This window comes from Caballeronia sp. BCC1704, from assembly GCF_902833455.1.
In the GTDB taxonomy this organism is placed as follows: Bacteria; Pseudomonadota; Gammaproteobacteria; order Burkholderiales; family Burkholderiaceae; genus Caballeronia.
Genome location: NZ_CADFFT010000001.1, coordinates 447,947 through 473,246, shown reverse-complemented (window position 1 = coordinate 473,246; position 25,300 = coordinate 447,947). Strand labels below are relative to the sequence as shown.

At 64.4% G+C, this 25,300-nt stretch carries 25 protein-coding genes and 1 pseudogene; 21 read left to right on the top strand and 5 right to left on the bottom strand.

Annotated features, from left to right (window positions below):
* Positions 1-7: 7 nt before the first annotated feature.
* Entirely contained in the window at positions 8-1,081 is a 1,074-nt protein-coding gene (locus HWX53_RS02190) for an MBL fold metallo-hydrolase (RefSeq protein ID WP_175939014.1), read from the bottom strand.
* 106 nt (positions 1,082-1,187) lie between these two features.
* Here HWX53_RS02190 and HWX53_RS02185 point away from each other — a divergent pair, with 106 nt between their 5' ends.
* The 14 genes from HWX53_RS02185 to HWX53_RS02120 all read left to right on the top strand — a co-directional run bounded on the left by HWX53_RS02185 (position 1,188) and on the right by HWX53_RS02120 (position 14,874).
* The gene (locus HWX53_RS02185; protein ID WP_175939012.1) at positions 1,188-1,610 is read left to right on the top strand and encodes a MerR family DNA-binding transcriptional regulator; all 423 of its coding nucleotides are present in this window, start codon (positions 1,188-1,190) and stop codon (positions 1,608-1,610) included.
* A gap of 32 nt (positions 1,611-1,642) precedes the next feature.
* Positions 1,643-3,436, top strand: a complete 1,794-nt coding sequence (aceK, locus tag HWX53_RS02180) for a bifunctional isocitrate dehydrogenase kinase/phosphatase (RefSeq protein WP_175939010.1) — start codon at positions 1,643-1,645, stop codon at positions 3,434-3,436.
* 36 nt (positions 3,437-3,472) lie between these two features.
* Positions 3,473-4,246: a carbonate dehydratase gene (gene can / locus HWX53_RS02175; RefSeq protein ID WP_175939008.1), complete on the top strand. Its 774-nt coding sequence runs from the start codon at positions 3,473-3,475 to the stop codon at positions 4,244-4,246.
* Positions 4,239-5,432 carry an acetyl-CoA C-acetyltransferase gene (locus HWX53_RS02170; protein WP_175939006.1) on the top strand — a complete coding sequence of 398 codons (1,194 nt, stop codon included), beginning with the start codon at positions 4,239-4,241 and terminating at the stop codon, positions 5,430-5,432. Before can ends, HWX53_RS02170 begins: the two co-directional genes overlap by 8 nt.
* 22 nt (positions 5,433-5,454) lie before the next feature.
* Positions 5,455-6,132 carry an SDR family oxidoreductase gene (locus HWX53_RS02165; protein WP_175939004.1) on the top strand — a complete coding sequence of 226 codons (678 nt, stop codon included), beginning with the start codon at positions 5,455-5,457 and terminating at the stop codon, positions 6,130-6,132.
* Between the two features lie 28 nt (positions 6,133-6,160).
* Entirely contained in the window at positions 6,161-6,769 is a 609-nt protein-coding gene (locus tag HWX53_RS02160) for a glutathione S-transferase family protein (protein ID WP_175939002.1), read from the top strand.
* A complete protein-coding gene (locus HWX53_RS02155) occupies positions 6,766-7,185 on the top strand; it encodes a YchJ family protein (protein ID WP_175939000.1) in 420 nt (139 codons plus the stop codon). The genes HWX53_RS02160 and HWX53_RS02155 overlap by 4 nt, the downstream gene beginning before the upstream one ends.
* Before the next feature lie 326 nt (positions 7,186-7,511).
* Positions 7,512-8,756: a prolyl oligopeptidase family serine peptidase gene (locus HWX53_RS02150; RefSeq protein ID WP_175938998.1), complete on the top strand. Its 1,245-nt coding sequence runs from the start codon at positions 7,512-7,514 to the stop codon at positions 8,754-8,756.
* Between the two features lie 291 nt (positions 8,757-9,047).
* The gene (locus tag HWX53_RS02145) at positions 9,048-10,355 is read left to right on the top strand and encodes an adenosylmethionine--8-amino-7-oxononanoate transaminase (RefSeq protein ID WP_175938997.1); all 1,308 of its coding nucleotides are present in this window, start codon (positions 9,048-9,050) and stop codon (positions 10,353-10,355) included.
* Positions 10,352-11,542, top strand: coding sequence for an 8-amino-7-oxononanoate synthase (bioF, locus tag HWX53_RS02140; protein WP_175938995.1), 1,191 nt, complete (start codon positions 10,352-10,354; stop codon positions 11,540-11,542). Before HWX53_RS02145 ends, bioF begins: the two co-directional genes overlap by 4 nt.
* Positions 11,539-12,240, top strand: coding sequence for a dethiobiotin synthase (bioD, locus tag HWX53_RS02135; RefSeq protein WP_175938993.1), 702 nt, complete (start codon positions 11,539-11,541; stop codon positions 12,238-12,240). The genes bioF and bioD overlap by 4 nt, the downstream gene beginning before the upstream one ends.
* A 6-nt stretch (positions 12,241-12,246) precedes the next feature.
* Positions 12,247-13,287 carry a biotin synthase BioB gene (bioB, locus tag HWX53_RS02130; RefSeq protein WP_175938991.1) on the top strand — a complete coding sequence of 347 codons (1,041 nt, stop codon included), beginning with the start codon at positions 12,247-12,249 and terminating at the stop codon, positions 13,285-13,287.
* 391 nt (positions 13,288-13,678) lie between these two features.
* Positions 13,679-14,257 carry a PAAR domain-containing protein gene (locus HWX53_RS02125; RefSeq protein WP_244139980.1) on the top strand — a complete coding sequence of 193 codons (579 nt, stop codon included), beginning with the start codon at positions 13,679-13,681 and terminating at the stop codon, positions 14,255-14,257.
* Positions 14,257-14,874 carry a type VI secretion system amidase effector protein Tae4 gene (locus HWX53_RS02120; RefSeq protein WP_175938989.1) on the top strand — a complete coding sequence of 206 codons (618 nt, stop codon included), beginning with the start codon at positions 14,257-14,259 and terminating at the stop codon, positions 14,872-14,874. The genes HWX53_RS02125 and HWX53_RS02120 overlap by 1 nt, the downstream gene beginning before the upstream one ends.
* A gap of 434 nt (positions 14,875-15,308) precedes the next feature.
* On the opposite strand, the gene HWX53_RS02115 is transcribed toward HWX53_RS02120, so the two are convergent.
* Entirely contained in the window at positions 15,309-16,307 is a 999-nt protein-coding gene (locus HWX53_RS02115) for a sulfate ABC transporter substrate-binding protein (RefSeq protein WP_175938987.1), read from the bottom strand.
* Positions 16,308-16,381: 74 nt separating this feature from the next.
* The gene (locus HWX53_RS02110; protein ID WP_175940568.1) at positions 16,382-16,990 is read right to left on the bottom strand and encodes an alpha/beta hydrolase; all 609 of its coding nucleotides are present in this window, start codon (positions 16,988-16,990) and stop codon (positions 16,382-16,384) included.
* 157 nt (positions 16,991-17,147) lie between these two features.
* Between HWX53_RS02110 and HWX53_RS02105 the strand changes: the two genes are divergently transcribed.
* The 6 genes and pseudogenes from HWX53_RS02105 (at position 17,148) to HWX53_RS02080 (ending at position 21,541) form a co-directional block, all read left to right on the top strand.
* Positions 17,148-17,630, top strand: a complete 483-nt coding sequence (locus HWX53_RS02105; protein WP_175938985.1) for a VOC family protein — start codon at positions 17,148-17,150, stop codon at positions 17,628-17,630.
* A gap of 5 nt (positions 17,631-17,635) precedes the next feature.
* Positions 17,636-18,551 (top strand): annotated as a pseudogene (locus tag HWX53_RS02100) (glyoxylate/hydroxypyruvate reductase A).
* Positions 18,552-18,581: 30 nt separating this feature from the next.
* The gene (locus HWX53_RS02095) at positions 18,582-19,502 is read left to right on the top strand and encodes a hydroxymethylglutaryl-CoA lyase (protein WP_175938983.1); all 921 of its coding nucleotides are present in this window, start codon (positions 18,582-18,584) and stop codon (positions 19,500-19,502) included.
* Between the two features lie 22 nt (positions 19,503-19,524).
* A complete protein-coding gene (locus tag HWX53_RS02090) occupies positions 19,525-20,037 on the top strand; it encodes a YbaK/EbsC family protein (protein ID WP_175938982.1) in 513 nt (170 codons plus the stop codon).
* 35 nt (positions 20,038-20,072) lie between these two features.
* Complete coding sequence (locus HWX53_RS02085; protein WP_244140036.1) at positions 20,073-20,630, top strand: DUF1289 domain-containing protein; 558 nt, start codon at positions 20,073-20,075, stop codon at positions 20,628-20,630.
* Positions 20,627-21,541: an MBL fold metallo-hydrolase gene (locus tag HWX53_RS02080; protein ID WP_175938978.1), complete on the top strand. Its 915-nt coding sequence runs from the start codon at positions 20,627-20,629 to the stop codon at positions 21,539-21,541. Before HWX53_RS02085 ends, HWX53_RS02080 begins: the two co-directional genes overlap by 4 nt.
* 140 nt (positions 21,542-21,681) lie before the next feature.
* On the opposite strand, the gene HWX53_RS02075 is transcribed toward HWX53_RS02080, so the two are convergent.
* The gene (locus HWX53_RS02075) at positions 21,682-22,569 is read right to left on the bottom strand and encodes an alpha/beta hydrolase (RefSeq protein ID WP_175938976.1); all 888 of its coding nucleotides are present in this window, start codon (positions 22,567-22,569) and stop codon (positions 21,682-21,684) included.
* A gap of 221 nt (positions 22,570-22,790) precedes the next feature.
* Here HWX53_RS02075 and HWX53_RS02070 point away from each other — a divergent pair, with 221 nt between their 5' ends.
* Entirely contained in the window at positions 22,791-23,753 is a 963-nt protein-coding gene (locus tag HWX53_RS02070; RefSeq protein ID WP_175938974.1) for a nitronate monooxygenase family protein, read from the top strand.
* Positions 23,754-23,831: 78 nt separating this feature from the next.
* Here HWX53_RS02070 and HWX53_RS02065 read toward each other — a convergent pair whose 3' ends face one another.
* The gene (locus tag HWX53_RS02065; RefSeq protein ID WP_175938973.1) at positions 23,832-24,935 is read right to left on the bottom strand and encodes a porin; all 1,104 of its coding nucleotides are present in this window, start codon (positions 24,933-24,935) and stop codon (positions 23,832-23,834) included.
* Between the last annotated feature and the right edge of the window lie 365 nt (positions 24,936-25,300).

Below are 25,300 nucleotides of genomic sequence, written 5' to 3'. Positions count from 1 at the left end.
CGGTACTTCAGGCCGGCGAAAAGCGGATCACGCCGTCATCGCCGGTCCGACGCGCAAGCGTGCCATCGAGCCATAGCATGTTCAGATGCGCGAGCGCCTCGCCGAGCGCGAACGTCATCTGATGGATGTCGAGCGCGCGCTTGAACATGATCGGCACGATATCGGCGGCGCTGCACGGCTTCGCAGCGCACGCCTCGCGCACTTCCGCAAGCCGCGCGCGATGATGCTCGCGAAGCTGCGCGATGCGCGTCTTCACGCCACGAAACGGCTTGCCGTGCGAGGGCAACGCGAGCACATCGGCGGGCATCGCCTCATAGCGCGTGAGAGATTCCAGATACAGCGCGAGCGGATTGCCCTCCGGCTCGATGGCGAACACCGACACGTTCGTCGAGATGCGCGGCAGCACCATGTCGCCGGAAATGAGCAGTGCGTCGGCCGCGCAGTAGAGCGCAACATGCTCCGGCGAATGGCCGTAGCCCGTCACCACTTCCCACTCGCGCGCACCGATGCGCAGCCGGTCGCCGTCGCGAATGCGGCGGAATTCGCGCGGCATCGAAGGCACGAGCGTCGGGTAATAGCTGTCGCGCTTCCTGAGCGCGTCGAGCGATGCCGGGTCCGTCAGGCCGTGCGCCGCGAAGTGCTGTGCCGCGCGCTCGCCGCCCGCGTTGGAGCCGTCGCCCGCCGCCATCACGCGGCCCATCGCATATTCGCCGAGCGAGATCCACAGCCGCACGTTCCAGCGTTTCTTGTCTCCGCCCTGACAGATCCAGTCCGCGAGTCCCAGATGGTCCGGGTGGCAATGCGTGACGATCACGCGCAACACCGGCTGGCCGTCGAGCACCGTATCGAACACGCGCTCCCAGTTCGCGCGAATGCTTTCGTTCGAGATGCCGCAATCGATCACGGTCCAGCCTTTCACGCCGTCGAGTTCATCGCGCAACAGCCACAGGTTGATGTGATCCAGCGCGAACGGCAGCGGCATGCGCAGCCAATAGACGCCGGGCGCCACTTCTTTCGCGCCGCCGGGCGCGGGCAATTCGTCGGCAAAGACATAGTCGAGCTGATGTTCGAGTGCGTTCATCGGTCGGTGCTCTGAGGGTTTGCGCCGCGTTGCAATCCGGCGAAGTTGACGATAACGTAAACGTCATTCTAACGTTGGACGCGCTCCGGCGCGCGGCGCTTTCCCGATGACTCAGCCCACGCATTTCTCGATCACCGAACTGGCGCGCGAATTCGACATCACGCCTCGCGCCATTCGCTTCTACGAAGACCAGGGTCTGCTCGCGCCGCGACGCGAAGGCGCGAACGGCCTGCGGCGCGTGTACTCGGCGCGGGATCGCACGCGGCTGAAGTTGACCTTGCGCGGCAAGCGGCTCGGCTTCACGCTGTCGGAGATTCGCACGCTCCTCGACCTTTACGATTCGCCTACCGGCACGACCGCTCAACTGCGCGGCTTCGTGGACACCATCGCGGCGCATCGGCAAGTGCTCGAACGGCAACTGGAGGACATCAACACGACGCTCGCGGAACTCGCCGCGTATGAAAAGGAAGGCCGCGCACTGCTCGCGGCGGGCATGGACAAGCGCGCCCGCCGAGCGAAAGCCGCATGATGTGACACCGACCCACAACGCGCACAGCCGACATGAACCACTTCCCCAAGCTGCTTTCGTCGCAAATCGGCTTCGATGTCGCAGAGACGCTGCTCGAAGGGTTCGATCGCCACTACCGCGTGTTTCGCGATGCCGCCATCGAAGCGAAGCCGCTCTTCGAGCGCGGCGACTGGCATGCGCTGGCGCGGCTGGCTCGCGAGCGCATTGCGTCGTATGACGATCGCGTGGCGGAATGCGTGGCGCGTCTCGAAGACGAATACGACGCCGAGCATATCGACGACGACGTCTGGCAGCAAATCAAGCTGCATTACATCGGCCTGTTGACGACGCATCGTCAGCCGGAATGCGCGGAGACGTTTTTTAATTCGGTGTGCTGCAAGATTCTGCATCGCTCGTACTTCAACAACGATTTCATCTTTGTGCGCCCGGCGATCTCGACCGAATACATCGAGAACGACGAGCCCGCCGCGAAGCCGACGTATCGCGCGTACTACCCGGACACCGACGGCCTCGCCGCGACGCTCGAACGTATCGTCACGAACTTTCAGCTCGATCCACCGTTCGAAGATTTGACGCGCGACGTGCAATGCGTGATGCAATCCTTGCGCGATGCATTCGGCGATTTCGCGCCTGCGCCGAACTTCCAGATTCACGTCCTTTCGTCGCTCTTCTTCCGCAACAAGGCTGCGTATATCATCGGGCGCATCATTCATGGCGATTCGCTGCTGCCGTTCGCCATCGCCATTCGCCATACGCAGCGTGGGCTGCTCGCGCTCGATACGGTGCTGACCGAGCGCCAGCAACTGCTCATCATCTTCAGCTTTGCGCACTCGTATTTTTTGGTCGATATGGAAGTGCCGTCCGCGTACGTTCACTTCCTGCGCACCATCATGCCGGCCAAGCCGAACGCGGAAATCTATACGTCGCTGGGCCTGCAAAAGCAGGGCAAGAATCTGTTCTACCGCGACTTGCTGCATCATCTGAAGCATTCGAGCGATCAGTTCATCATCGCCCCCGGCATCAAGGGACTCGTGATGATCGTGTTCACGCTGCCGTCGTTTCCGTACGTGTTCAAGCTCATCAAGGACGCCTTCCCGCCGCCGAAGGAAACCACGCGCGAGAAGATTCAGGACAAGTACCAGCTCGTGAAACGGCACGACCGGCTGGGACGCATGGCCGATACGCTGGAATATTCGAGCGTCGCGCTGCCGCTTGCGCGCCTCGATCACGCGCTTATCCGCGAACTGGAGAAAGAAGCGCCCTCGATGATCGAATACGAAGGCGACAAGCTCGTGATCCGCCATGTGTATATCGAACGGCGCATGGTGCCGCTCAATCTGTTCCTGAAGAACGGCCACGCCGACGACATCGACCACGGCATCCGCGAATATGGCGACGCCATCAAACAGTTGATGCAGGCCAACATCTTTCCCGGCGACATGCTGTACAAGAACTTCGGCGTCACGCGGCACGGACGCGTGGTGTTCTACGATTACGACGAGATCGAGTACCTCACGGACTGCAACGTGCGCCGCGTGCCGCCGCCGCGCACCGAGGAAGACGAGTTGTCCGGCGAGCCATGGTATAGCGTCGGGCCGCACGATATCTTTCCCGAGACGTACGGCACCTTCCTGCTCGGCGATCCGCGCGTGCGCGAAGCGTTCATGCGGCATCACGCGGATCTCCTCGACCCTGCGCTGTGGCAGCGTCACAAGGAGCAACTGCTGCAAGGCGAAATCGCCGATTTCTTTCCCTATGACCCTGCCGTCCGGTTCTGCGTCCGGTATCCGGAGCGATTCGAGAAGGCACCGGCGCGCGCTGCATGAAGCGCGCGTTCTCGTAACACGAATATAAGCACGAACATGACTGACCTTAACAACGAAGCCCATCCCCTCGTCCATCTGTTCGAGAACAATCAGAACTGGGTCACGCGCAAGCTCGCGGAAGACGCCGAGTTCTTCGAGCGGCTCGCGCATCAACAAGCGCCGGAGTATCTGTGGATCGGCTGCTCGGACTCGCGCGTGCCCGCGAACCAGATCATCGGCTTGCCGCCGGGCGAAGTGTTCGTGCATCGGAACATCGCGAACGTGGTCGTGCATTCCGACCTCAACTGTCTCTCGGTGATCCAGTTCGCCGTCGATATGCTGAAGGTCAAGCACATCATGGTCGTCGGCCATTACGGCTGCTCGGGCGTCGGCGCGGCGCTGGTCGGCCGGCGCGTGGGTCTCGCGGACAACTGGCTGCGCCATGTCGAGGACGTGCGCGAGAAACACGCCGCGTTGCTCGACGAATGGCCGATGGGCGAAGCGCGGCATCGCAGGCTCGTCGAACTGAACACCATCGAGCAGACGCTCAACGTATGCCGCACCACGGTCGTCAACGACGCCTGGTCGCGTGGACAAGCGCTCACCGTGCATTGCTGGACCTACGGCGTTCACGACGGCCGTCTGCGCAATCTGGGCATGATGATCAGCGCGCAGGAGAAAGTGGATTCGACGTACCAATCGTGCCTCGCCGCGTTGAAGCGCGACGGCGCGCACGCAGCGGAAAACGACGTGATCGCGTCCGACGCGGCGCGTCTCGGCGATGTTCCCTCTGTCATTCAGGGCGTCATTCAGGAGCTAAAACATGAGTGATACACAAGAGAATCCCGTAGTCATCGTTTCGGCGGCGCGCACGCCGATGGCCGCGTTCCAGGGCGACTTCGCCGCGCTGACGGCGCCGCAACTGGGCGCGGCCGCCATTCGCGCGGCAGTGGAACGCGCGGGCCTCAAAGCCGAGCAGATCGACGAAGCCATCATGGGCTGCGTGCTTCCGGCAGGACAAGGTCAGGCGCCCGCGCGACAGGCGGCGCTTGGCGCGGGCTTGCCGCTCTCGACCGGTTGCTCGACCATCAACAAGATGTGCGGCTCCGGCATGCGCGCCGCCATGTTCGCGCACGACATGCTGCTCGCCGGCTCGGCGGATGTGATGGTCGCGGGCGGCATGGAGAGCATGACGAACGCGCCGTATCTGCTGCCGAAGGCGCGCGGCGGCATGCGCATGGGACACGGCCAAGTGCTCGATCACATGTTCCTCGACGGCCTCGAAGACGCGTACGAAAAAGGCCGTCTGATGGGCACGTTCGCGGAGCAGTGCGCGTCGTCGTATGCGTTCTCGCGCGAATCGCAGGATGCGTTCGCGGTGGAATCGCTGCGCCGCGCGCAACGCGCGAACGAGGACGGTTCGTTCGCGTGGGAGATCGCCCCGGTCACGGTGGCGGGCAGGAAGGGCGATACGGTCATCGAGCGCGACGAGCAGCCGTTCAAGGCGAACATCGAGAAGATTCCGTCGCTGAAGCCGGCGTTCGCGAAGGACGGCACCGTGACGGCGGCGAATTCGTCGTCGATATCGGACGGCGCGGCCGCGCTCGTGACGATGCGCGAATCGACCGCGAAGCGCCTCGGCGCGACGCCGATTGCGCGCGTCGTCGGACACAGCACGTTCGCGCAACAGCCGGCGCTCTTCACGACCGCGCCCGTCGGCGCAATCCGCAAGCTCTTCGAGAAGAACGGCTGGCGCGCGAACGATGTCGATCTGTACGAGATCAACGAAGCCTTCGCCGTCGTCACGATGGCCGCGATGCGCGAGCACGACCTGCCGCACGACAAGGTCAACGTGAACGGCGGCGCGTGCGCGCTCGGGCATCCGATCGGCGCGTCGGGCGCGCGTATTCTCGTCACGCTGATCGGCGCATTGCGCGCGCGCGGCGGCAGGCGCGGCGTGGCGACGCTGTGCATCGGCGGCGGCGAAGCGACGGCAATCGGCATCGAACTCGTTTGAGGCAGACAACAAAGGACGACTGATGAAAACCGCTCTGATTCTCGGCGCGTCTCGCGGCATCGGCCACGAATTCGTGCGTCAATATGCGCGCGACGGCTGGCGCGTGCTCGCCACCGCGCGCGACAAAGCCGCTCTGTCCGCGCTGGATGCGCTCGGCGCGCAGACCTTTTCGCTCGACGTGACGCAGCCGGAGCAGATCGCCGCGCTCGCGTGGCAACTCGACGAGGAGCGGCTCGATGTGGCGATCATCGTGTCCGGCGTCTACGGCCCGCGCACCGAAGGCGTCGAGACCCTCAGCGCCGAAGACTTCGATCACGTCATGCATACTAATGTGCGCGGCCCGATGCAACTGATACCCGTGCTGCTGCCGCTCGTCGATGCCGCGCACGGCGTGCTCGCCGTCGTGTCGAGCAAGATGGGCAGCATTAGCGAGGCAAGCGGCACGACCGGCTGGCTGTATCGCGCCAGCAAGGCGGCGCTCAATTTGGCGCTGAAGGTGGCGTCGGTGCAGTCGCGTCATTCGGCGTGCCTTGCGCTGCATCCCGGCTGGGTGCGCACGGAGATGGGCGGACCGTCCGCGGCCATCGACGTGGCGCGCAGCGTCACCGGCATGCGCGCCGTCATCGCAGAGGCGCACGCCCTGCGCGACGAGTACAACGGCCGCTTCATTCAGTACGACGGCACGCGGCTCGACTGGTGAGCCGCGCCATGACAAGGAGAATCGGGGAATGACTTATCACGTGCACGGCGTGTCGGCGTCCGGCAACTGCTACAAGGTGCGGCTCGCGCTCGAACAACTGAACTTGCCCTATGTGTGGCACGAAGTGGACATGATGCACGGCGCGACGCGCACCGACGCCTTCCGCAAGCTGAACCCGAACGGCAAGGTGCCCGTGCTCGTCATCGACGAAACGACGACGCTCTCTGAATCCGACGCCATTCTCTGCTATCTCGCCGAAGGCTCCGCGCTGCTTCCCAACGACCGCCTCGAACGCGCGCAAGTGCTGCAATGGATGTTCTTCGAGCAGTACAGCCACGAGCCGTATGTCGCGGTGGCGCGCTTCATCCGCGAGTTTCTGAAACAGCCGGACGATCCGCGTCTGCCCGAGAAGACCGCCGGTTCGTATCGCGCGCTCGACGTGATGGAGCAGCATCTCGCCGCGCGCACGTTCTTTGTCGGCGAGCGCTACACGGTGGCCGACATCGCGCTGTATGCCTACACGCACGTGGCCGACGAAGCGGGTCTCGATCTGTCGCGCTATCCGGCTATTCGCGCGTGGCTGGATCGCGTGCGCAATCAGCCGGGCCATGTCGAGATGCCGGGAGTCGATGCATGAAGCCGGTCGAGTGTCCGTGCGGCGGCGCAGCGCCGTCGCGGCGCCCGGACGCGCGCGCGCCGCGCTATGCGGACTGTTGCGGCCGCTTCATCGACGGCGGCGCTTTTCCGGCGAACGCGATGGAACTCATGCGCTCGCGCTACACCGCCTATGTGCTCGGCGACACCGCCTATCTGCGCGCGACGTGGGACGCGAAAACATGCCCGCCCGATCTCGACGCTTCCGGCGACGGCACGCGCTGGCTCGGCTTGCAGATCAAACGACACGCGGTCATCGACAGCAATCACGAAGAAGTCGAATTCGTCGCGCGATATAAAGTCGGCGGGCGCGCGCATCGGCTGCACGAAGCGAGCCGTTTCACGCGTAACGCCGAAAGCCACTGGATTTATATCGACGGCGACATCATCGAAAAGTAAATCGTCGCTTAAAAACAAGACGGTATTAATTTCCTGAACTTCTCCTTTCAGATTAAGCTGTTACGGGGTTTCCTTTATTGTGCAGTGCAATTTTGAACGGGTAATCTGTGTTTGCGTCAGGGCACTGTCATTCTCGCGCCCGGCCAAATGCGGTCACCCGTTTTTTCCAGTTTGAAGCCATTTGTCATGCCTTTTCGCGGCATGACTCCAACGCCCGGCATTCCACACTGCTCATTGTCAGCAGCGCGGCCAGCTTGTGACTTCAACCGGCGATTCGGGTCCGCGTCATATCAACACATTGATTCGAGTGCGGTCGGAGTTCACGGATGGCGATCAGAACCTGGTTGGTCGGATGCAGCATGGCATGCTCGCTCGCGGCGTCGTTGGTCGCGTCCGTCGTGCACGCCGAACCGATCGGCGGCATCCGCCAATCTGAAGGGCTCACGGCGCCCGTCTTCAGCCAGATTCCGGATGCGCTCGACGCGCGGCTGCCGGTCGTCGCGAATGGCCTGAACGAAACGGTCATCGAGGTGCCGGAAGACGACATCGCGCTCGAAACCACCGTCTTCAAACCGGACGGCGCGGGCCCGTTCCCGATGATCGTGTTCAATCACGGCAAGCTTCCCGGCGATTCGCACGCTCAGCCGCGCAACCGGCCGGTCGCGCTCGCGCGTGAGTTCGTGCGTCACGGTTATGTCGTTGTCGTGCCGAACCGCCGCGGCTTCGCGGGCTCCGGCGGCGACTACGCGGGCCACGGCTGCAACGTCGAAGCCAACGGTTTTGCGCAGGCGCGCGATGTCGCCGCGACCGTCGAGTACATGAGCGCGCAGCCTTACGTCGACAAGACGCATATCGTCGTCGCGGGCACGTCGCACGGCGGGCTGACGACCATCGCCTACGGCGCGCGCGATGCGCTCGCCGCGCCGGGCGTGCGCGGTCTCATCAATTTCTCGGGCGGCTTGCGCCAGGACGAATGCGCGGGCTGGCAGAAGAATCTCGTCGATGCCTTCGGCGCGTATGGCGAGCATGTCCGCCTGCCGTCGCTGTGGCTGTACGGCGATAACGATTCGGTCTGGCCGGGCGATCTTGCGTCGCAGATGTACACGGCGTTCGTCTCGCACGGCGCGCGGTCGAACATGGTCGACTTCGGCACCTACAAGAACGACGCGCACCGTCTGGTGGGCGATCGCGACGGCGTGCAGGTCTGGTGGCCGCGCGTGAAGGCGTTCCTCGCGCAAATCGGCATGCCGACCTCCGTGCAGTATCAGGTCGCCGAGCCGCACGCGCCGAACGCCACGGATTTCGCGAGCCTCGACGCCGTGCAGTCGGTTCCGTTCGTCGATGAAGCCGGCCGCGCCGGGTATCGCAATTTCCTGAGCCAGTATTCGAGCCGCGCGTTCGCCGTGTCCGACTCGGGCGCGTGGTCGTGGGCCGAGGGCGGCGACGATCCGATGGCCGTGGCCCTTGCCGGCTGCCAGAAGCAGAGCAGCGACCCTTGCAGGCTCTACGCGGTCGATAACGCGGTGGTCTGGAAGAACAACAGCGCGGACACGCAGACGGCCTCGCGCTAAACGCGCAGTTCACGCTTCGATCGACGCCGGCCGCTGCGCCGGCGTTTTCGCATCTTGCGGCGGCGATCCTACGATTAGCCGTCGCGTTCAGCGACGTTGCCGGCGAAAGCGCGTTTTCGCATTTCGGATGCGCGCGGCTGCATTGTCCAAAACGTGGGCGAAAAGCGAAGGCCGCGCGCAATTTGGGGATAATTGGAGCGCGCGAAAGTCTCGCGCAGTTTCCTCGAAAAGCACAGGCCGCCGCGCCTGCCCGATGTACCGGCTCGCGCTCGCGCGGGCCTGGGAGCCGTTTTGAACACAGAAGCCAATCAAGACTGGGTCGCGCGTTCGCTCGCCGCCGTGTGGCACCCGTGTACCCAGATGAAGCATCACGAGCGCATGCCGCTCGTGCCGATCGCGCGCGGCAAGGGCGCGTGGCTCTATGATCCGGCGGGCAACCGCTATCTCGACGCCATCAGTTCGTGGTGGGTCAATCTCTTCGGCCACGCGAATCCCGATATCAACCGCGCGCTCAAGGATCAACTCGACACGCTCGAACACGCGATGCTCGCGGGCTGCACGCACGCGAGCGCCGTCGAACTGGCGGAGCGTCTTTCCGCGCTCACGCAGAAGACGCTCGGCCACGCGTTCTTCGCCTCCGACGGCGCGTCGGCGGTCGAGATCGCGCTGAAGATGAGCTTTCACTTCTGGCGCAATCGCGGCCAGAGCGAGAAGCGCGAGTTCGCGTGCCTCGCGAACAGCTATCACGGCGAGACCATCGGCGCGCTCGGCGTGACGGATGTCGCGCTCTTCAAGGACGCGTACGATCCGCTGATTCGCCACGCGCACGTGGTCGCATCGCCGGCGTCGGTGGGCGTGGATGCAGCGATCGACGCGATGCGCGCGCTCTTCGCCGAACGCGCAGCGCATCTCGCCGCCGTGATCGTCGAGCCGCTCGTGCAGTGCGCGGCCGGCATGGCGATGTACGACGCGTCGTATCTCACGCGCCTGCGCGCGCTTTGCGACGAATTCGGCGTGCATCTGATCGCCGATGAAATCGCGGTCGGTTGCGGGCGCACCGGCACCTTCTTCGCGTGCGAGCAGGCGGGCGTGTGGCCGGATTTCGTGTGCCTGTCGAAGGGCATCAGCGGCGGCTATCTGCCGCTTTCGCTCGTGCTCACGCGCGATGAAATCTACGCCGCCTTCTACGACGACGACATCACGCGCGGCTTTCTGCATTCACATTCATACACGGGCAATCCGCTCGCGTGCCGCGCGGCGCTCGCGACGCTCGATCTCTTCGAAAGCGCGAACGTGCTCGCTGAAAACAGGCGCAAGTCGGCGCTGCTGCGCGAAGCATTGCAGCCGCTCGCGAAGCACGCGCGCACGCGCAACTTCCGCGAGCGCGGCACGATCTTCGCGTTCGATGTCGATACGGACGATGCCGCGTTCTCGCGCCGCTTCTTTGCCAACGCGTTGCAGCGCGAACTGCTGATGCGTCCCATCGGCAAGACGGTGTACATGATGCCGCCGTACATTCTCTCCGACGACGAACTCGCGCTGCTCGCGCAACGCACGCTCGATACGCTCGACGCCACGCTCGCGGAGTGCGCCGCATGAACGACACCACGCAGGCGCTCTACGAGACGCTGAATCAGGGTCTCGCCGATATCGAAGCACGCGGCTTGCGCCGCCGTCGCAGGATCATCGACGGCGCGAATTCCGCGCATATGACCGTCGATGGCCGCGCGATGATCGGCTTCGCGAGCAACGACTATCTCGGCCTCGCCGCGCACGAAGCGATCCGCGCGGCGCTCGCCGAAGGCGCTGCGCTTTACGGCGCCGGCAGCGGCGGCTCGCATCTGCTCGGCGGCCATTCGCGCGCTCATGCTCGACTCGAAGACGATCTGGCCGCGTTCTCGGGCGGCTTCGTCGACGATCCGCGCGCGCTTTACTTCAGCACCGGCTACATGGCGAACCTCGCCGTGCTCACGACGCTGGCCGGGCGCGGCACGCTGGTGTTTTCGGACGCGCTGAATCACGCTTCGCTGATCGACGGCGTGCGGCTTTCCCGCGCGCAAACGCAGATTTATCCGCATGCGGACCTCGCCGCGCTCGACGCCATGCTCGACGCCTCGCGCGACGAAACCGCGACGAAACTCATCGTCACCGACACGGTCTTCAGCATGGACGGCGATATTGCGCCGCTCGCGGGTCTCGTCGAACTGGCGGAGAAGTACGGCGCGTGGCTCGTCGTCGACGACGCGCACGGCTTCGGCGTGCTCGGCCCGCAAGGTCGCGGCGCGCTCGCGCACTTCGCGCTGCGCTCGCCGCATCTCGTCTATGTCGGCACGCTCGGCAAGGCCGCGGGCGTCGCGGGCGCGTTCGTCGCGGCGCACGCCACGGTCGTCGAATGGCTCGTACAGCGCGCGCGTCCGTATATCTTCACGACGGCCGCGCCGCCTGCGGTCGCGCATGCGGTATCGGCGAGCATCGCGCTCATTGCGGGCGATGAAGGCGACGCGCGCCGCGCGCATCTCGCTACGCTCATCGACACCACGCGCGCCATGCTCAAGCGCACGCGCTGGCTTCCGGTGGATTCGCAAACGGCCGTGCAGCCGCTCGTGATCGGCGGCAACGACGAGACGCTCGCCATCGCCGCCGCGCTCGACACGCACGGCCTTTGGGTGCCCGCCATTCGGCCGCCGACGGTGCCGTCCGGCACGTCGCGCCTGCGCATTTCGCTTTCGGCCGCGCATAGTCGCGAAGACCTCGACCGTCTCGACCACGCTTTGAATACGCTATGACCGCTTTATCCCTTTTTGTCGCCGGCACCGATACGGAGATCGGCAAGACCTTCGTCTCCTGCGCGCTGCTTCACGGCTTCGCTCGCACGGGCCTTCGCGCCGCCGCGATGAAGCCGATCGCCTCGGGCGCCGTCATGCGCGACGGCATGCTGCACAACGAAGACGCCGACCAACTGGACGCCGCCGCGACCGTCGCGCTGCCGCCCGACATGCGCACGCCGTTCATGATGCGCGAGCCGATCGCGCCGCATATCGCCGCGGCGCGCGAAGGCATCGCGCTGGATATCGGGCGCATCGTGGATGCGCATCGCGAGGCTTCGACGCGCGCGGATATCGTCGTGGTGGAAGGCGTCGGCGGCTTTCGCGTGCCGCTCGACGAGACGCACGACACCGCCGATCTCGCCGTCGCGCTGAATGCTCCGGTGGTGCTCGTCGTCGGCATGCGGCTCGGCTGCATCAGCCATGCGCTGCTGACCGCCGAAGCGATTGCAGCGCGCGGGCTGACACTCGCGGGCTGGGTGGCCAATCGCGTCGATCCGAACATGCTGTATCCCGACGAAAACATCGCCACGCTCAAGCAACGCATCGCCGCGCCGCTTCTGGGCGTGATTCCGCATCTCACGTCGCGCGATGCGGCGCGCGCCGCCGATCACCTCGACGTGCGCACGCTGCTCGACACGCTTCATCTCAAGGACTGAACTCACATGACGCAGACTCTTACTGCCGGCACCGCTCAACACGCTAATCACGCTCAAGCACACACGCCGACGCAAGCGCCCGCGCGCTGGCGCGTCGCGGATGTCGTCGCGCTCTACGAACTGCCGTTCAACGATTTGCTGTATCGCGCGCAGACGGTGCATCGCGAGCATTTCGATCCGAACGCCGTGCAGCTTTCCACGCTGTTGTCGATCAAGACGGGCGGCTGCGAGGAAGATTGCGCGTACTGCCCGCAGTCGGTGCATCACGACACGGGCGTGAAGGCCGACAAGCTGATGGAAGTGGATGCCGTGCTGAAGGCCGCCGCAACCGCGAAGTCCAACGGCGCGACGCGCTTTTGCATGGGCGCGGCGTGGCGCAATCCGAAGGAGCGTCATCTGGAGCCGATCAAGGAAATGATTCGCGGCGTGAAGGCGATGGGCTTGGAGACGTGCGTGACGCTCGGCATGTTGGAGTCGCATCAGGCGCAGGCATTGCGCGATGCGGGCCTCGATTACTACAACCACAACCTCGACACGTCGCCGGAGTTCTACGGCCAGATCATCTCGACGCGCACGTATCAGGACCGCCTCGATACGCTGGAGCATGTGCGCGATGCGGGCATCAACGTGTGTTGCGGCGGAATCGTGGGCATGGGCGAATCGCGTCGCGAGCGCGCGGGGCTGATTTCGCAGCTCGCGAACATGGAGCCGTATCCGGAGTCAGTGCCGATCAACAATCTCGTGCAAGTGGCGGGCACGCCGCTGACGGGCACCGAGGCGCTCGATCCGTTCGAGTTCGTGCGCACGATCGCGGTGGCGCGCATCACGATGCCGAAGGCGATGGTGCGTCTGTCGGCTGGCCGCGAGCAGATGAACGAGGCGTTGCAGGCGCTGTGCTTCGCGGCGGGCGCGAATTCGATCTTCTACGGCGATCAACTGCTGACGACGAGTAATCCGCAGGCGGAAGCGGACCGGAAGCTCATCGAGCGGCTGGGAATGCGGGCGGAAGCGGCGCACGAAACGGCGGCGCGGCACTGCGGGGATTGAGCGTTGGGAGCGGGGCTCGCGTCGGTGGTCGCGAGCCCCGCGAGGGTTTTATTTTTTGTCGGCGAGGATCTGATCGAAGGCGCCGCCGTCATTGCAAGTCTCTGTCCTTCCACCGCGTCGGCCGCTGCGCCTTGAAGAATCTCGTCATAGTTTGTCGATTTCGGCATGCGTCGCCCGGCATCCACTTGAAGTTCCACGCTGCTCTCGTATCCTGACGCTTTCACATGAACGCAAAACAAGCGCAACGACGACGCGCCATATAGAAAGGAAAACGAACTTCTTTCCGCGAGAGTCTCGCAGGACCTAAATGGAATTGCGGCCAGACCACGCAGCGTCGTCCGATTTGCTATGTGCGCGCCTGCCTTGAACCACCGTAGAAAGCGATCCGATATTGAAGCGTTCATTCCTTGCCAAAGGTGACCGTGCGGGAGATGCCGTCATCATTGAAGGCCTCTCGACCGTTACGTGCTCCAACCCGCCCCCGCGCGTTGAGATCGCGACACTCGGCATGAGCACATACTGCAATGCCTGCAAGCGCGTAGGGTTTATCGCGCAGCGCGGGCCCCGGCATGCCGGAACAGGGCCCAACGGCAAGCAATGGGCGCTGAGCGGCGACATCAACGTATGTGGATGCAGTCCCGCGCCGGTGTTCTACGCCGAGCGAAACATGTCCATGAGTTTCACTGCGGAAGAATCCGCCAGGCTGGCAGCCGGAACTGCCGCGGAAGCCCTGTACGACGCCAATTCGCTCGGTAGTGGGCCGACGTCAGATTACAGCGAACAAGTGCTCGTCGCGAGCGCCCAAAGTTCGCTTATCGGTTATCCCTATGTCATAGAGACGTCGGCGGGCGCGGTCTGCAGCGGGCGCATAGACGCTGCCGGCTTATTGCCGCGCATATCCACGGATGACGTAACGAGCTATACGGTCCATTGGGGCGACGATGCCCTGGCTCATGAGGAGTGGACCTGATGCCGAACGGAAAAACCATCGTACGAACCAACAACACGCCGGGCTCCGTTAAGGAAGTGCCGCTCAGGTCCGTCACATTCGCGGAACTGTGGGCTAACTACCCGAGTGGTGATCCGTACGACAACCCTGCCTATGACAACCAATGCGCCATTCGCATGAGTGTGATGCTCCATCGCGTCGGAATCGGCATGAAGTCCTTCTCGGAGAGGCTCGTTCGGCCGGCGTCCGGTGAGAAGCTCGGGCGCATCTTGCTCGATGGGAAGCCGACCGCGACCCGCGCGGACGAATTGGCGCAGTGGCTGGAACTTCAGCCTTTCGCCGGTCTGCCAAGGGCGGAGGACATTACCGGGGCGGACTGGGAGAAAAGAGTTAAAGGTCGCACGGGTATCATCGAATTCTCGCGATACTGGGCGCGCGACGGCGAAAGCACGGCTAACGCTAGCGGCGGTCACATTGATCTTTGGAATGGCAGCCGACTGACCATCTCCAGCGGCGAAGGCCTTCTGGGCGTCATCGGCCGGCGAGTTGGAATAGCGAGTGCGCACATTCCCTGGACGAACGTTGGTTACTCCGACCTCGGCAAGGCTAAGGCTATTCTCTTCTGGGAGATCAAGTGAAGCGGCTCGCGGTAAGCGTCGTTGGATTTTGCTACGGCCTCTTTATCACGTGGATATGCCTAGTCGCACTGAGCCATGCTGATTGGCTTCGCGTGCCGCAACGTGTGGTGTACGGATGCAATGAACTGGGAAAGTGTCCGCTAGCCTGGTACAACTGGCCCATCCTGTATGTGTTCATCCTTGGCCCAGCCACCTTGGGCGCAACGCTGAACGCTTACGCCTGGCGTAGGTGGAGCGTCAAACGTTGGTCTTACCATGCGTTATTGACGACGGGAGTGATGATCGCCCTTTACGTCCTTAGCGCCATGTTCACTCACTAGGCAGCGGAGTGTCGGGAAGCGCTCACTTCCAGGCGATCAAAGACTCTCACCCGGAAGTGCCCGATCACTTCGCGCCCCGACGAGCAAGGGAGCGCAGCGCGACTTACACCGCATCTACTTTTTGTCGGCGACGATCTGATCGAACGTCCCGCCATCCGCAAAATGCGTCTGCTGCGCCTTCTGCCAGCTTCCAAAAACCTGCTCCACCGTAAACGTCTTCAGCGGCTTGAACTCGCTCGCATGCTTCGCGAGCACGTCCGCGTTCCGCGGCCGCAAATGATGCTGCGCGATGATCTCCTGCGCTTGCGGCGTGTACAGGAAGTCGAGATACGCCTGCGCCTCCTTGCGCGTGCCGCGCTTGTCCACCACCTTATCGACGATCGAAACCGGCGGCTCCGCCAGCAAGCTCGACGACGGATACACCGCGTCGAAGTCCTTCGCGCCCGCGCCCGCTTCTATCAGCCCCACTTCGTTCTCGAAGGTCACGAGCACATCGCCGATGCCGCGCTGCGTGAATGTCGTCGTCGCGCCGCGCCCGCCGGTGTCGAGCACCGGCACGTTCGCGAAGATCGCCTTCTCGAAGTCCTGCGCCTGCGCGTCGGTCGCGCCCTGCTGCTTCTTGTAGCCCCACGCCGCCAGATACGTGTAGCGTCCGTTACCCGATGTCTTCGGATTGGCGATGACCGCCTGCACGCCGGGCCGCGCCAGATCGCTCCAGTCCTTGATGTGCTTCGGATTGCCGTGGCGCACGAGGAACACCATCGTCGTGGTGTACGGCGCGCTGCCGTTCGGCAGGCGCGTGCGCCAGTTGGCCGGCACGAGTTGAGCGCGCTCGGCGAGCAGGTCGATGTCGTTCGGCTGGTTCATCGTCACCACGTCCGCCTGCAAGCCCTGCATCACCGACAACGCCTGCGCGCTCGACGCGCCATGCGACTGCCTCACCGAAACGGTCTCGCCGGTGCGCTTCTTGTAGTCCGCGACGAAGGCGGCGTCGATGTCTTTGTATAGCTCGCGCGTCACGTCGTAGGAGACGTTGAGCAGCGTAGTGTCCGCGTGCGCGACGCCCGTCGCCATCATCAATGTCGCGAGCGCGATTTGCCTGAATGCCGCCATGAGTTCCCCGTAATCAGAAAGCGAAAGGCCGCTCGAAGGCGGCCATGTATGTTATCGGATGCGCTTAAGCAGCATCAGCCATACGCATGTTCACGCTGCAACCGCTCGCGCTCGGCCTTCGCCTCGGGCGGCGCGTAGTGCGCGAGCGTATCGACGAGATACTTCGCGTGCGGCCACGGACCGAAGCCCGCCGCCGTGTTGATGTGCCCGGCATCGCCGAAATTCACGAACGCGCTGCCCAGATGCTGCGCGAGATCGCGCGCCCGGTCGATCGGCATCCATGGGTCCGTCTCGCTGCCGACCACGATCGACGGCACGGTAAGTCGCTGTGGCTCGAACCGGCCCGCGAGCCGGAACTTGTCCGGGCTCGCCGGCGCGACCAGCAACACGCCGGTCACGCGAGAGAGCGCGCGGCTGCGCGCTCGCCTGAACGCATGCGCGACCGCAAGGCAGCCGAAGCTGTGCGCGGCGAGGACGGCGGGCCGCTGCAACGCGTCGAGCCGCGCCTCGACGGCGCTCGCCCACTCCTCGAGATGCGGCGCGTCCCAGTCGGCCTGCTCGACGCGCGATGCCTCCACGTATTGCCGCTCCAGCCAGCTCTGCCAGTGCGCGCCTTCGCTGCCGTGCAGTCCGGGCACGGTCACGAGCACCGGCCGCCGCAAGGATTCGTCGTTCATGTTCATGCGTGCCTCGGCTGCATTCGGTTCAGGCTTCATTCTCGCGTGATGCAGCGCGGCCGCGAACGATTCAATCGTCATTTGGTTATTCGCAGCCGCACGCCGAGCGCGCCGTCACCGTAAAATGTCCCGAATCGCCGCATCGTCGCCACAGGGAGGCCGTATGTCCGATCTACCCGATGAATCCGCCGGCCGCTTCGAGCACGCGGACCATTCGAGGACGCAACGCACGCTGCAGCCGTTCCATCTCGCCTTTCCCGTCACCAGTCTAGAGAACGCCCGCGCGTTCTACGGCGAGTTGCTCGGCTGTCCCGAAGGACGCAGTTCGCCCGAGTGGGTCGATTTCGATTTCTTCGGGCATCAACTGGTCGCGCATCTGTCGCCCGACGAGGCGCGCCCCGCCGCGAAGAACGCCGTCGATGGCGACGCCGTGCCGGTGCGCCACTTCGGCGTCGTGCTCTCGATGAGCGACTGGCACGCGCTCGCCGAGCGTCTGAAGGGCGTGGGGACGAAGTTCATCATCGAGCCGCATATCCGCTTCAAGGGCGAAGTGGGCGAGCAGGCCACGATGTTCTTCCTCGATCCGTGCGGCAACGCGCTCGAATTCAAGGCGTTCCACGACATCGGTCAGTTGTTCGCCAAGTGAGCCGCATGAAGATCATCTTCTACGAGCAACACGCCGACACCGACGCCTGGCTGCGCGATTTCGCGCGGGAACTGCCGGAAGCCGACGTGCGCGTCTGGCAACCGGGCGACACCGCGCACGCCGCGCGAGCTGTTCGCCGATCGTCCCGATCTGAAGGCCGTGTTCAATCTCGGCGCGGGCGTCGATGCCATTCTGGATGTCGAGCGCAAGGAGCCGGGCACGCTGCCGCCCAACGCGATGCTCGTGCGTCTGGAAGACACCGGCATGGCGCAGCAGATGGTCGAATACGCAACCTATGCCGTGCTGCGCTTCATGCGCCGCTTCGACGAATACGACGTGCAGCAACGCGAACGCCGCTGGCGAAAACTGCCGCAGCATGCGCGCAAGACCTTCACGGTCGGCGTGCTGGGACTCGGCGTGCTCGGCGCTGAAGTGGCGCGTGCGCTGGTCGGTCTCGGCGTGCCGGTGCGCGGCTACAGCCGCACGCCGAAGGACATCGCAGGCGTTGAGGTTTTCGCCGGTGCCGAACAATTCGACGCCTTCCTCGACGGCGCGAAGATGCTCATCAACCTGCTGCCGCATACGCCGGATACGGAAGGCATCCTGAATGCGCGCGCGTTCGGCAAGCTCGCGCGCGGCGCGTATCTGGTGAACGTGGCGCGCGGCCCGCATGTCGTCGACGCCGACCTGCTCGCCGCGCTCGACAGCGGGCAGTTGTCCCGCGCGATGCTCGACGTCTTCCATGCCGAGCCGCTGCCCGCCGATCATCCGTTCTGGCGGCATCCGCGCGTCAGCGTCACGCCGCACATATCGGCGGAGACGTTGCGCGAGGAAAGCGTCGTGCAGATCGCCGCGAAGATCCGGGCACTCGCGCGTGGCGAAGCGATCAGCGGCATCGTGGATTTCAAGCGCGGTTACTGAATCGCGCGAGGGCTTATAACGGAGACAGCCATGCTTCCCACCAAAGTGAAAATCGTCGAAGTCGGACCGCGCGACGGTCTGCAGAACGAGAAGGAATTCGTCTCGACGGAAACGAAGGTCGAGCTCGTGAACCGGCTCGCGCGCGCGGGCGTCGTGAATGTCGAGGCCACGTCGTTCGTCTCCGCGAAGTGGGTGCCGCAAATGGCCGACGCCGCCGCCGTCATGGCCCGCATCGAGCGCCGGCCGGGCACGATCTACTCCGTGCTCACGCCGAACATGCGCGGCTTCGAAGGCGCGCTCGAAGCGAAGGCCGACGAGGTCGTCATCTTCGGCGCGGCAAGCGAGGCGTTCTCGCAGAAGAACATCAATTGCAGCATCGCGGAGAGCATCGCGCGTTTCGAGCCGGTCGCGAAAGCCGCGAAGGAAGCCGGCATGCGGCTACGCGCGAGCATTTCGTGCGCGCTCGGCTGCCCGTATCAGGGCGAAGTGAGCGTGGCGTCCGTCGTGGATGTGGTCGAGCGCATGAAGGCGCTCGGCTGCGACGAGATCGACATCGCCGATACCATCGGCGTCGCCACGCCGAAGCGCACGCGCGAAGTGGTCGCGGCGGCGTCGAAGGTGTTCCCGCGCGAGCGCCTGTCCGGCCACTTTCACGATACGTACGGCCAGGCCCTCGGCAACATCTATGCGGCGCTGCTCGAAGGCATCGAGATTTTTCATGCGTCGGTCGCGGGGCTCGGCGGCTGTCCGTACGCGAAGGGCGCGACGGGTAATGTGGCGACCGAAGACGTCGTGTATCTGATGAACGGGCTCGGCATCGAGACCGGCGTGAAACTCGATGAACTCGTCGAGATCGGTGACTTCATTTCGCGCGCAATCGGCAAGCAGAGCGCATCGCGCGCCGGCCGCGCGTTGCTGGCGAAGAAAAAGAGCGGCGAAGTCTGCGTCTAAGCGTGTCACGAAGAGAAACTCCATGATCGAACCGACTCCTATCGAAGCCCTGCCCGATTCCGCGCGCCGCGTCGCGTTGCTGTTGCAGGAGCGCGGTCATCCGCATCCGGTCGTGATGCTGCCCGAGACCGGAAAGACATCGGCGGAAGCGGCGGCCGGGCTCGACTGCTCCATTGCGCAGATCGCCAAGTCGATTCTTTTTCGCCGCCGCGAAGACGATGCGCCCGTGCTCGTGATCGCGAGCGGCGCGAATCGCGTGGACGAAGCGAAAGTCGCGGCGCGCGTCGGCGCACTTGCCCGCGCCGATGCGAAGTTCGTGCGCGAAAAGACCGGCTACGCGATCGGCGGCGTGTGCCCGATCGGGCACGCGGTCGAGCCGGTCACGCTGATCGACGAAGACCTGCTCGCGCTCGACAGCCTGTGGGCCGCGGCCGGGCATCCGCATGCGGTCTTCAACCTGTCGCCGCAAGAGTTGATCGATCTGACGGGCGCGCCCGTCGCCGATGTCGCGCTGCGCGAGACGGCGGCGCAATGAACGGCGTGCCGTCGCCGTGCGTCGACGTCTGCCGCATGAATGCGCAAACGGGCTTCTGCGATGGCTGCTTTCGCACCATCGACGAGATTGCGGAATGGAGCGCGTATGACGACGCCGCGAAACGCGGCGTGCTCGCGCGCATCCCGAGCCGCAGGCAAGGCGCGCGCGTCGTGATGCTCGGCGAATCGTTCCAGGCGACGCTCGCGCTGCCGGCCGATTCCATCCGCGAATTCGCGACGCTCGTCAACGACACGAACCCGCTGCATCACGACGAAGCCTACGCGCGCGCGAGCCGCTTTGGCACCCTGATCGCGTCCGGCACGCAACCGACCGCGCATCTCATGGCGATGATCGCCGACCACTTCGCGCGATACGCGCAGCCGCTCGGCCTCGAATTCGGCATCAAATTGACGCGCGCCGTGAAAGCCGGCGACGTGCTCACCATGCGCTGGGAAGTGATCGAAGCGAAGTGGAAAGCGAGCCTTGGCGGCGATCTGACGAAGCTGGAAGGCGGCGCTCAGAATCAACTCGGCGAAACCGTGATGAAGGCGACGGCGACCATCGTCGTGATGCCGAAGGAGACCGCGCCTTGAACGCGCTACCCGACTCCATGACCGTCTTCGAGCGCGGCTGGCTCTCGTCGAACAATGTGCTGTTCGTCAGTGACGAAGGCGCGGCGCTCGTCGATACAGGCTACGTTTCCCATGCGCCGCAAACGTTAGCGCTCGTCAGGCAGAAGCTCGGTCCGCGCCGCCAGCTCGATCTGATCGTCAATACGCATCTGCATTCGGACCATTGCGGCGGCAACGCGCTGCTTCAGCAAACGTATGCGTGCGACACGCTGATTCCCGCGAGCGAAGCCGACGCCGTGCGCGAATGGGACGAGCACGCGCTCAGTTTCAACGCCACTGGCCAGCGGTGCGACCGCTTCGGCTTCACGGGCACCATTGCGACGGGCGGCACGCTCATGCTCGGCGGACTCGCATGGTCCGTGCTCGGCGCGCCGGGACATGACCCGCACTCGCTGATGCTCTACTGCGCCGAGACGCGCGTGCTCATCAGCGCCGACGCGCTCTGGGAGAACGGCTTCGGCGTGATCTTTCCGGAGCTCGAAGGCGCGAGCGGTTTCGCCGAAGAACGCGCGGTGCTCGAACTCATCGCGCGGCTCGACGTCGGTCTCGTGATTCCCGGCCACGGCGCGCCGTTCACGGACGTGGCGCGCGCACTCGATGTCGCCTCGTCGCGGCTCGACTATTTGCAGGCCGATCCCGCCCGCAACGCGAAGAACGCGCTGAAGGTGCTGATCGTCTTCAAGCTGATGGAAGTGCGCGCGATGAGCTTCGACGCGCTCTTTGCGACCACCGCAACGGCGCGCGCCATGCGCGCCGCCGCGAATATGCTTGCCGCGCCGGGCGAGCGCCGCGCGTTGCTGGAGAGAATCGTCGCGGAACTCGCGCAGGCGGGCGCGGTGAAGGTGAACGCGGGCGTGGTGGCCGTCGCATAAAAAGCGTGCGGCCAAAAAGAAAGCCGCTTGTCAGCTACGGCAAGCGGCGAACATAGACGTGATCAACGTCGAATTGATCGTAACCCGACGATATACCCCGTGCATCGGTGCTTTCCCTACAGATGCTTGACGCTTCGTCGTCAAGCCGTGGTGTCGAAGAACGCGAGCATCTCTTCGATCAACGCATCCGGCTGCTCCTCGGGAATGTAATGCCCGCACGGCAGCGCGCGGCCGCTCACGTCGCGGGCCACGCGCCGCCATTCGGCGAGCGCGTCGAAGCATCGCTCGATCACGCCCTCCGCGCCCCACAGCACGCGCAACGGACACGCGATCTTGAGCCCGCGCTCGCGGTCGGCGCGATCGTGTTCCAGGTCGATGCTCGCGGACGCGCGATAGTCCTCGCACATCGCGTAGACCGCGCCCGGCTGCGCGAGCGCATCGCGGTAGGCCTGCAACGCATGCGGCGCAAATGGCGCGAGGCCCGCGTGACGATTGCCCATCACGCGGTCGATATATGCGTTCGGATTGCCGCCGATCAGCAGTTCCGGCAGCGGCGACGGCTGAATCAGCAGGAACCAGTGGAAATAGGCGGTCGCGAACTCGCGGTCGGTCGCTTCGTACATGGCGAGCGTCGGCGCGATGTCGAGCAGCATCAGTCGATCGACAGCATCCGGAAAATCCATCGCCATGCGATGCGCGACGCGCGCGCCGCGATCGTGCGCGCACACGAGAAAATGCTCGTAGCCGAAGTGCCGCATGACGGCGACCTGATCGGCGGCCATCGCGCGCTTCGAATACGGCGTGTGCTGATCGTCGCTCCCAGGTTTCGCCGACGCGCCGTAGCCGCGCAAATCCGTCGCGATCACCGTGAAGTGGCGCGCGAGAACGTCGGCGCACTTGTGCCAGATTTCGTGCGTCTGAGGATGGCCGTGCAAGAGCAGAAGCGGCGGACCGTTGCCGCCCTTCACGCCCGCGATCGCGACGCCCGCGGCGTCGACGCTAAACGGCTCGTAGCCTGCAAAAGACATGGTGCGTTCTTGTTGTCGGTGTGCAGGTCATTGTAGGCGTGGCGCTTCGAATGCTCACTCGACGAACGCCCGAATTGCCTGAAAACCGAGGATTCACTCGGATTTGCCCCGACCCGTAGCAAGCTCGCGCTGCCTATAATCGAACGATCGTTCCTATTCATCGCTTCGAGGCATGCTTAAGCTAGCGTCGAAACGAGATGACACATCAGGAGACTCGTCCTATGGCCCTTCCCGCCGTCCTGCAGAATCTCGCGCTTCCCGTCATCGGCTCGCCGATGTTCATCGTCAGTTACCCTGAACTCGTGCTCGCGCAGTGCAAGGCGGGAATCGTCGGATCGTTCCCCGCGCTGAACGCGCGGCCCGCCGAATTGCTCGACGAATGGCTCACGCAGATTCAGGCATCGCTCGCCGAGCACAAGGCGGCGAATCCCGATGCGGTTGTGGGACCGATCGCGGTGAATCAGATCGTGCATCAGTCCAACGCGCGGCTCGAACATGACGTGCGCGTGTGCGTCGAGCACAAGGTGCCGATCTTCATCACGAGCCTGCGGGCGCCGGTCAAGGAGATGATTGACGCCGTGCATTCGTATGGCGGCATCGTGCTACATGACGTCATCAATCTGCGCCACGCGCAAAAGGCGCTCGACGCGGGCGTCGACGGGCTGATTCTCGTGGCGGCGGGCGCGGGCGGGCACGCGGGCACCACGTCGCCGTTCGCGCTCGTCGGCGAAGTGCGGCGCATTTTCGATGGACCGATCGTGCTGTCGGGATCGATCGCGAATGGCGGCTCGATTCTCGCTGCGCAGGCGATGGGCGCGGACCTCGCCTACATGGGGACGCGCTTCATCGCGACGCGCGAGGCGCATGCGCTCGACAGCTACAAGCAGGCGATCGTCGATTCGACCGCGGCGGACATCATCTACACGAATCTCTTCACGGGCGTGCACGGCAACTACATTCGCCGGAGCATCGTAAACGCGGGGCTCGATCCGGACGCGCTGCCCGAATCCGACAAGACCGCGATGAATTTCGGGGATGGATCCAGCAAGGCGAAGGCGTGGAAGGACATCTGGGGCGCGGGCCAGGGCGTCGGCCTGATGCACGATACGCCGAGCGTCGCCGAACTGGTCGCGCGGCTGAAAGAGGAGTATGAGGAGGCGAAGAGGCGGCTGGCGATTCGCTGACCCGCCGATTCTGTCTTCGCCTGCAAAAAAACACCGCGCACCCGGCGCGGTGTTTTCTTTTGCGGCTCGGCGCTGCGCTCAGAACTTCGCGCGGATGCCGACGCCGAACGTGTCGCCCGAGGACATGCCCGTGTACTTGTCGTTCAAGTACGCGGCATAGACGTCGGTGCGCTTCGAGAGCGGATAGTCGTAGCCGACCGCCCAGCTCTTGTGCGTCTGATCGAGACCGCCGTTGCTGCGCGAGTACGCGTACGACGCCATCACCGTGCCGGGGCCGACCGGCACCGTCACGCCGCCCTGCCCCGTGTTGACGTGAAACGAGGTCGGTTCGATGTCGTTCTTCGTGTACATGTACTGCGCGAAGAACTTCACGTACTTCATGTCGAACGACGCGCCCAGTTGCCCGACGCTCTGGCTCTTGAAGCCGGGAATCGTGAAGGCATTGGACGTCGGCAGATCGCCCGGCGTGTTGTTGAAGTTCACGTACTGATAGACGCCGGTCGCCGCGAACGGGCCGTGGAAGTACAGGAACTGCGCGCTGTACTTCTTCGAGCGGTTGTCGCCGGCGCTGTTGCCGAACGCGTACATCGCGCTGCCGGAGAGGCCGTTGAAGTCAGGCGTCGTGTACTGCACGGCGTTGTTCCAGCCGGAGTCGCCCGTCACGCCCTGATCCGTCGTGTAGGTCGGGAACGTGCCCTGGCCGAGGAACACGTGAGCGACCATTGGCGAGAACACGTACGAGTCGACGAACGGGTTGGACAGAATCGTCGAGACGAAGAGCTGCGTGGTCAGGCGGCCAGCGGTAAACGTACCGATCGGGCCTTGAATGCCGACATACGAGTTGCGGGCGAAGAACGTGTCGCCGTCAAAGCGGCCGTAGCGACCGTTCTGCGCGCGGAAGAAGCTCTCGAGCGTGAAGATCGCCTTGTAGCCGTTGCCCAGGTCTTCGGCGCCTTTCATGCCCCAGTACGACGTCGACATGCCGCCGCCGCTGACGTTCCACGCGCGCTGGGAGCCGGGGAACTTGGTGGCGCCGACCCATTCGTCGACCTGGCCATACAGCGACACGCTCGATTGCGCGTGAGCAGCGCCCGCGGCGAAAAAGCCGATCATCGCGGCGACTGCGGTGGCCCTGACCGCCGCTTTCAGCGTGTTGCGCGGCGCACGGTTGACGGTTGGCATCTTGAACTCTCCTGTCTTTGTCGAAAATTAAAAGCGTGGCGGGCGAGAAACGTGGCGCTCGCCTCGTCTGACCGGCGTAATGGGCTTCTGACGAGAGGCATCGCGTGTGGAGCGGCACCATCTTTACGGACCATTTCTCCGGTCAAAAATCTTTATCGTTATTGCGGGTATAGCGTTTCGAGTACTCCGTCATGCGAGCGTCGATCGCGACGCTCATGCTTTTCGCGCGCCGCCCGCATCTCACCGCTGCGAACCACGCGATGCGACTCACCGGAAAGCAGGCGCGGCGCGCCTTCCGACGCGATGAAAGGAGTTTCGAAACAAAGGGAAGCCGCGCAATGAGCCGAAGGCCGCATTGTCCTTGC

Excerpts from the sequence above, each read along its gene's own strand:
- HWX53_RS02190 (WP_175939014.1), bottom strand. The coding sequence starts at position 1,081 with ATGAACGCACTCGAACATCAGCTCGACTATGTCTTTGCCGACGAATTG.
- HWX53_RS02185 (WP_175939012.1), top strand. The coding sequence starts at position 1,188 with ATGACTCAGCCCACGCATTTCTCGATCACCGAACTGGCGCGCGAATTC.
- aceK (WP_175939010.1), top strand. The coding sequence starts at position 1,643 with ATGAACCACTTCCCCAAGCTGCTTTCGTCGCAAATCGGCTTCGATGTC.
- can (WP_175939008.1), top strand. The coding sequence starts at position 3,473 with ATGACTGACCTTAACAACGAAGCCCATCCCCTCGTCCATCTGTTCGAG.
- HWX53_RS02170 (WP_175939006.1), top strand. The coding sequence starts at position 4,239 with ATGAGTGATACACAAGAGAATCCCGTAGTCATCGTTTCGGCGGCGCGC.
- HWX53_RS02165 (WP_175939004.1), top strand. The coding sequence starts at position 5,455 with ATGAAAACCGCTCTGATTCTCGGCGCGTCTCGCGGCATCGGCCACGAA.
- HWX53_RS02160 (WP_175939002.1), top strand. The coding sequence starts at position 6,161 with ATGACTTATCACGTGCACGGCGTGTCGGCGTCCGGCAACTGCTACAAG.
- HWX53_RS02155 (WP_175939000.1), top strand. The coding sequence starts at position 6,766 with ATGAAGCCGGTCGAGTGTCCGTGCGGCGGCGCAGCGCCGTCGCGGCGC.
- HWX53_RS02150 (WP_175938998.1), top strand. The coding sequence starts at position 7,512 with ATGGCGATCAGAACCTGGTTGGTCGGATGCAGCATGGCATGCTCGCTC.
- bioF (WP_175938995.1), top strand. The coding sequence starts at position 10,352 with ATGAACGACACCACGCAGGCGCTCTACGAGACGCTGAATCAGGGTCTC.
- bioD (WP_175938993.1), top strand. The coding sequence starts at position 11,539 with ATGACCGCTTTATCCCTTTTTGTCGCCGGCACCGATACGGAGATCGGC.
- bioB (WP_175938991.1), top strand. The coding sequence starts at position 12,247 with ATGACGCAGACTCTTACTGCCGGCACCGCTCAACACGCTAATCACGCT.
- HWX53_RS02120 (WP_175938989.1), top strand. The coding sequence starts at position 14,257 with ATGCCGAACGGAAAAACCATCGTACGAACCAACAACACGCCGGGCTCC.
- HWX53_RS02115 (WP_175938987.1), bottom strand. The coding sequence starts at position 16,307 with ATGGCGGCATTCAGGCAAATCGCGCTCGCGACATTGATGATGGCGACG.
- HWX53_RS02110 (WP_175940568.1), bottom strand. The coding sequence starts at position 16,990 with ATGAACATGAACGACGAATCCTTGCGGCGGCCGGTGCTCGTGACCGTG.
- HWX53_RS02105 (WP_175938985.1), top strand. The coding sequence starts at position 17,148 with ATGTCCGATCTACCCGATGAATCCGCCGGCCGCTTCGAGCACGCGGAC.
- HWX53_RS02095 (WP_175938983.1), top strand. The coding sequence starts at position 18,582 with ATGCTTCCCACCAAAGTGAAAATCGTCGAAGTCGGACCGCGCGACGGT.
- HWX53_RS02090 (WP_175938982.1), top strand. The coding sequence starts at position 19,525 with ATGATCGAACCGACTCCTATCGAAGCCCTGCCCGATTCCGCGCGCCGC.
- HWX53_RS02085 (WP_244140036.1), top strand. The coding sequence starts at position 20,073 with ATGAATGCGCAAACGGGCTTCTGCGATGGCTGCTTTCGCACCATCGAC.
- HWX53_RS02075 (WP_175938976.1), bottom strand. The coding sequence starts at position 22,569 with ATGTCTTTTGCAGGCTACGAGCCGTTTAGCGTCGACGCCGCGGGCGTC.
- HWX53_RS02070 (WP_175938974.1), top strand. The coding sequence starts at position 22,791 with ATGGCCCTTCCCGCCGTCCTGCAGAATCTCGCGCTTCCCGTCATCGGC.
- HWX53_RS02065 (WP_175938973.1), bottom strand. The coding sequence starts at position 24,935 with ATGCCAACCGTCAACCGTGCGCCGCGCAACACGCTGAAAGCGGCGGTC.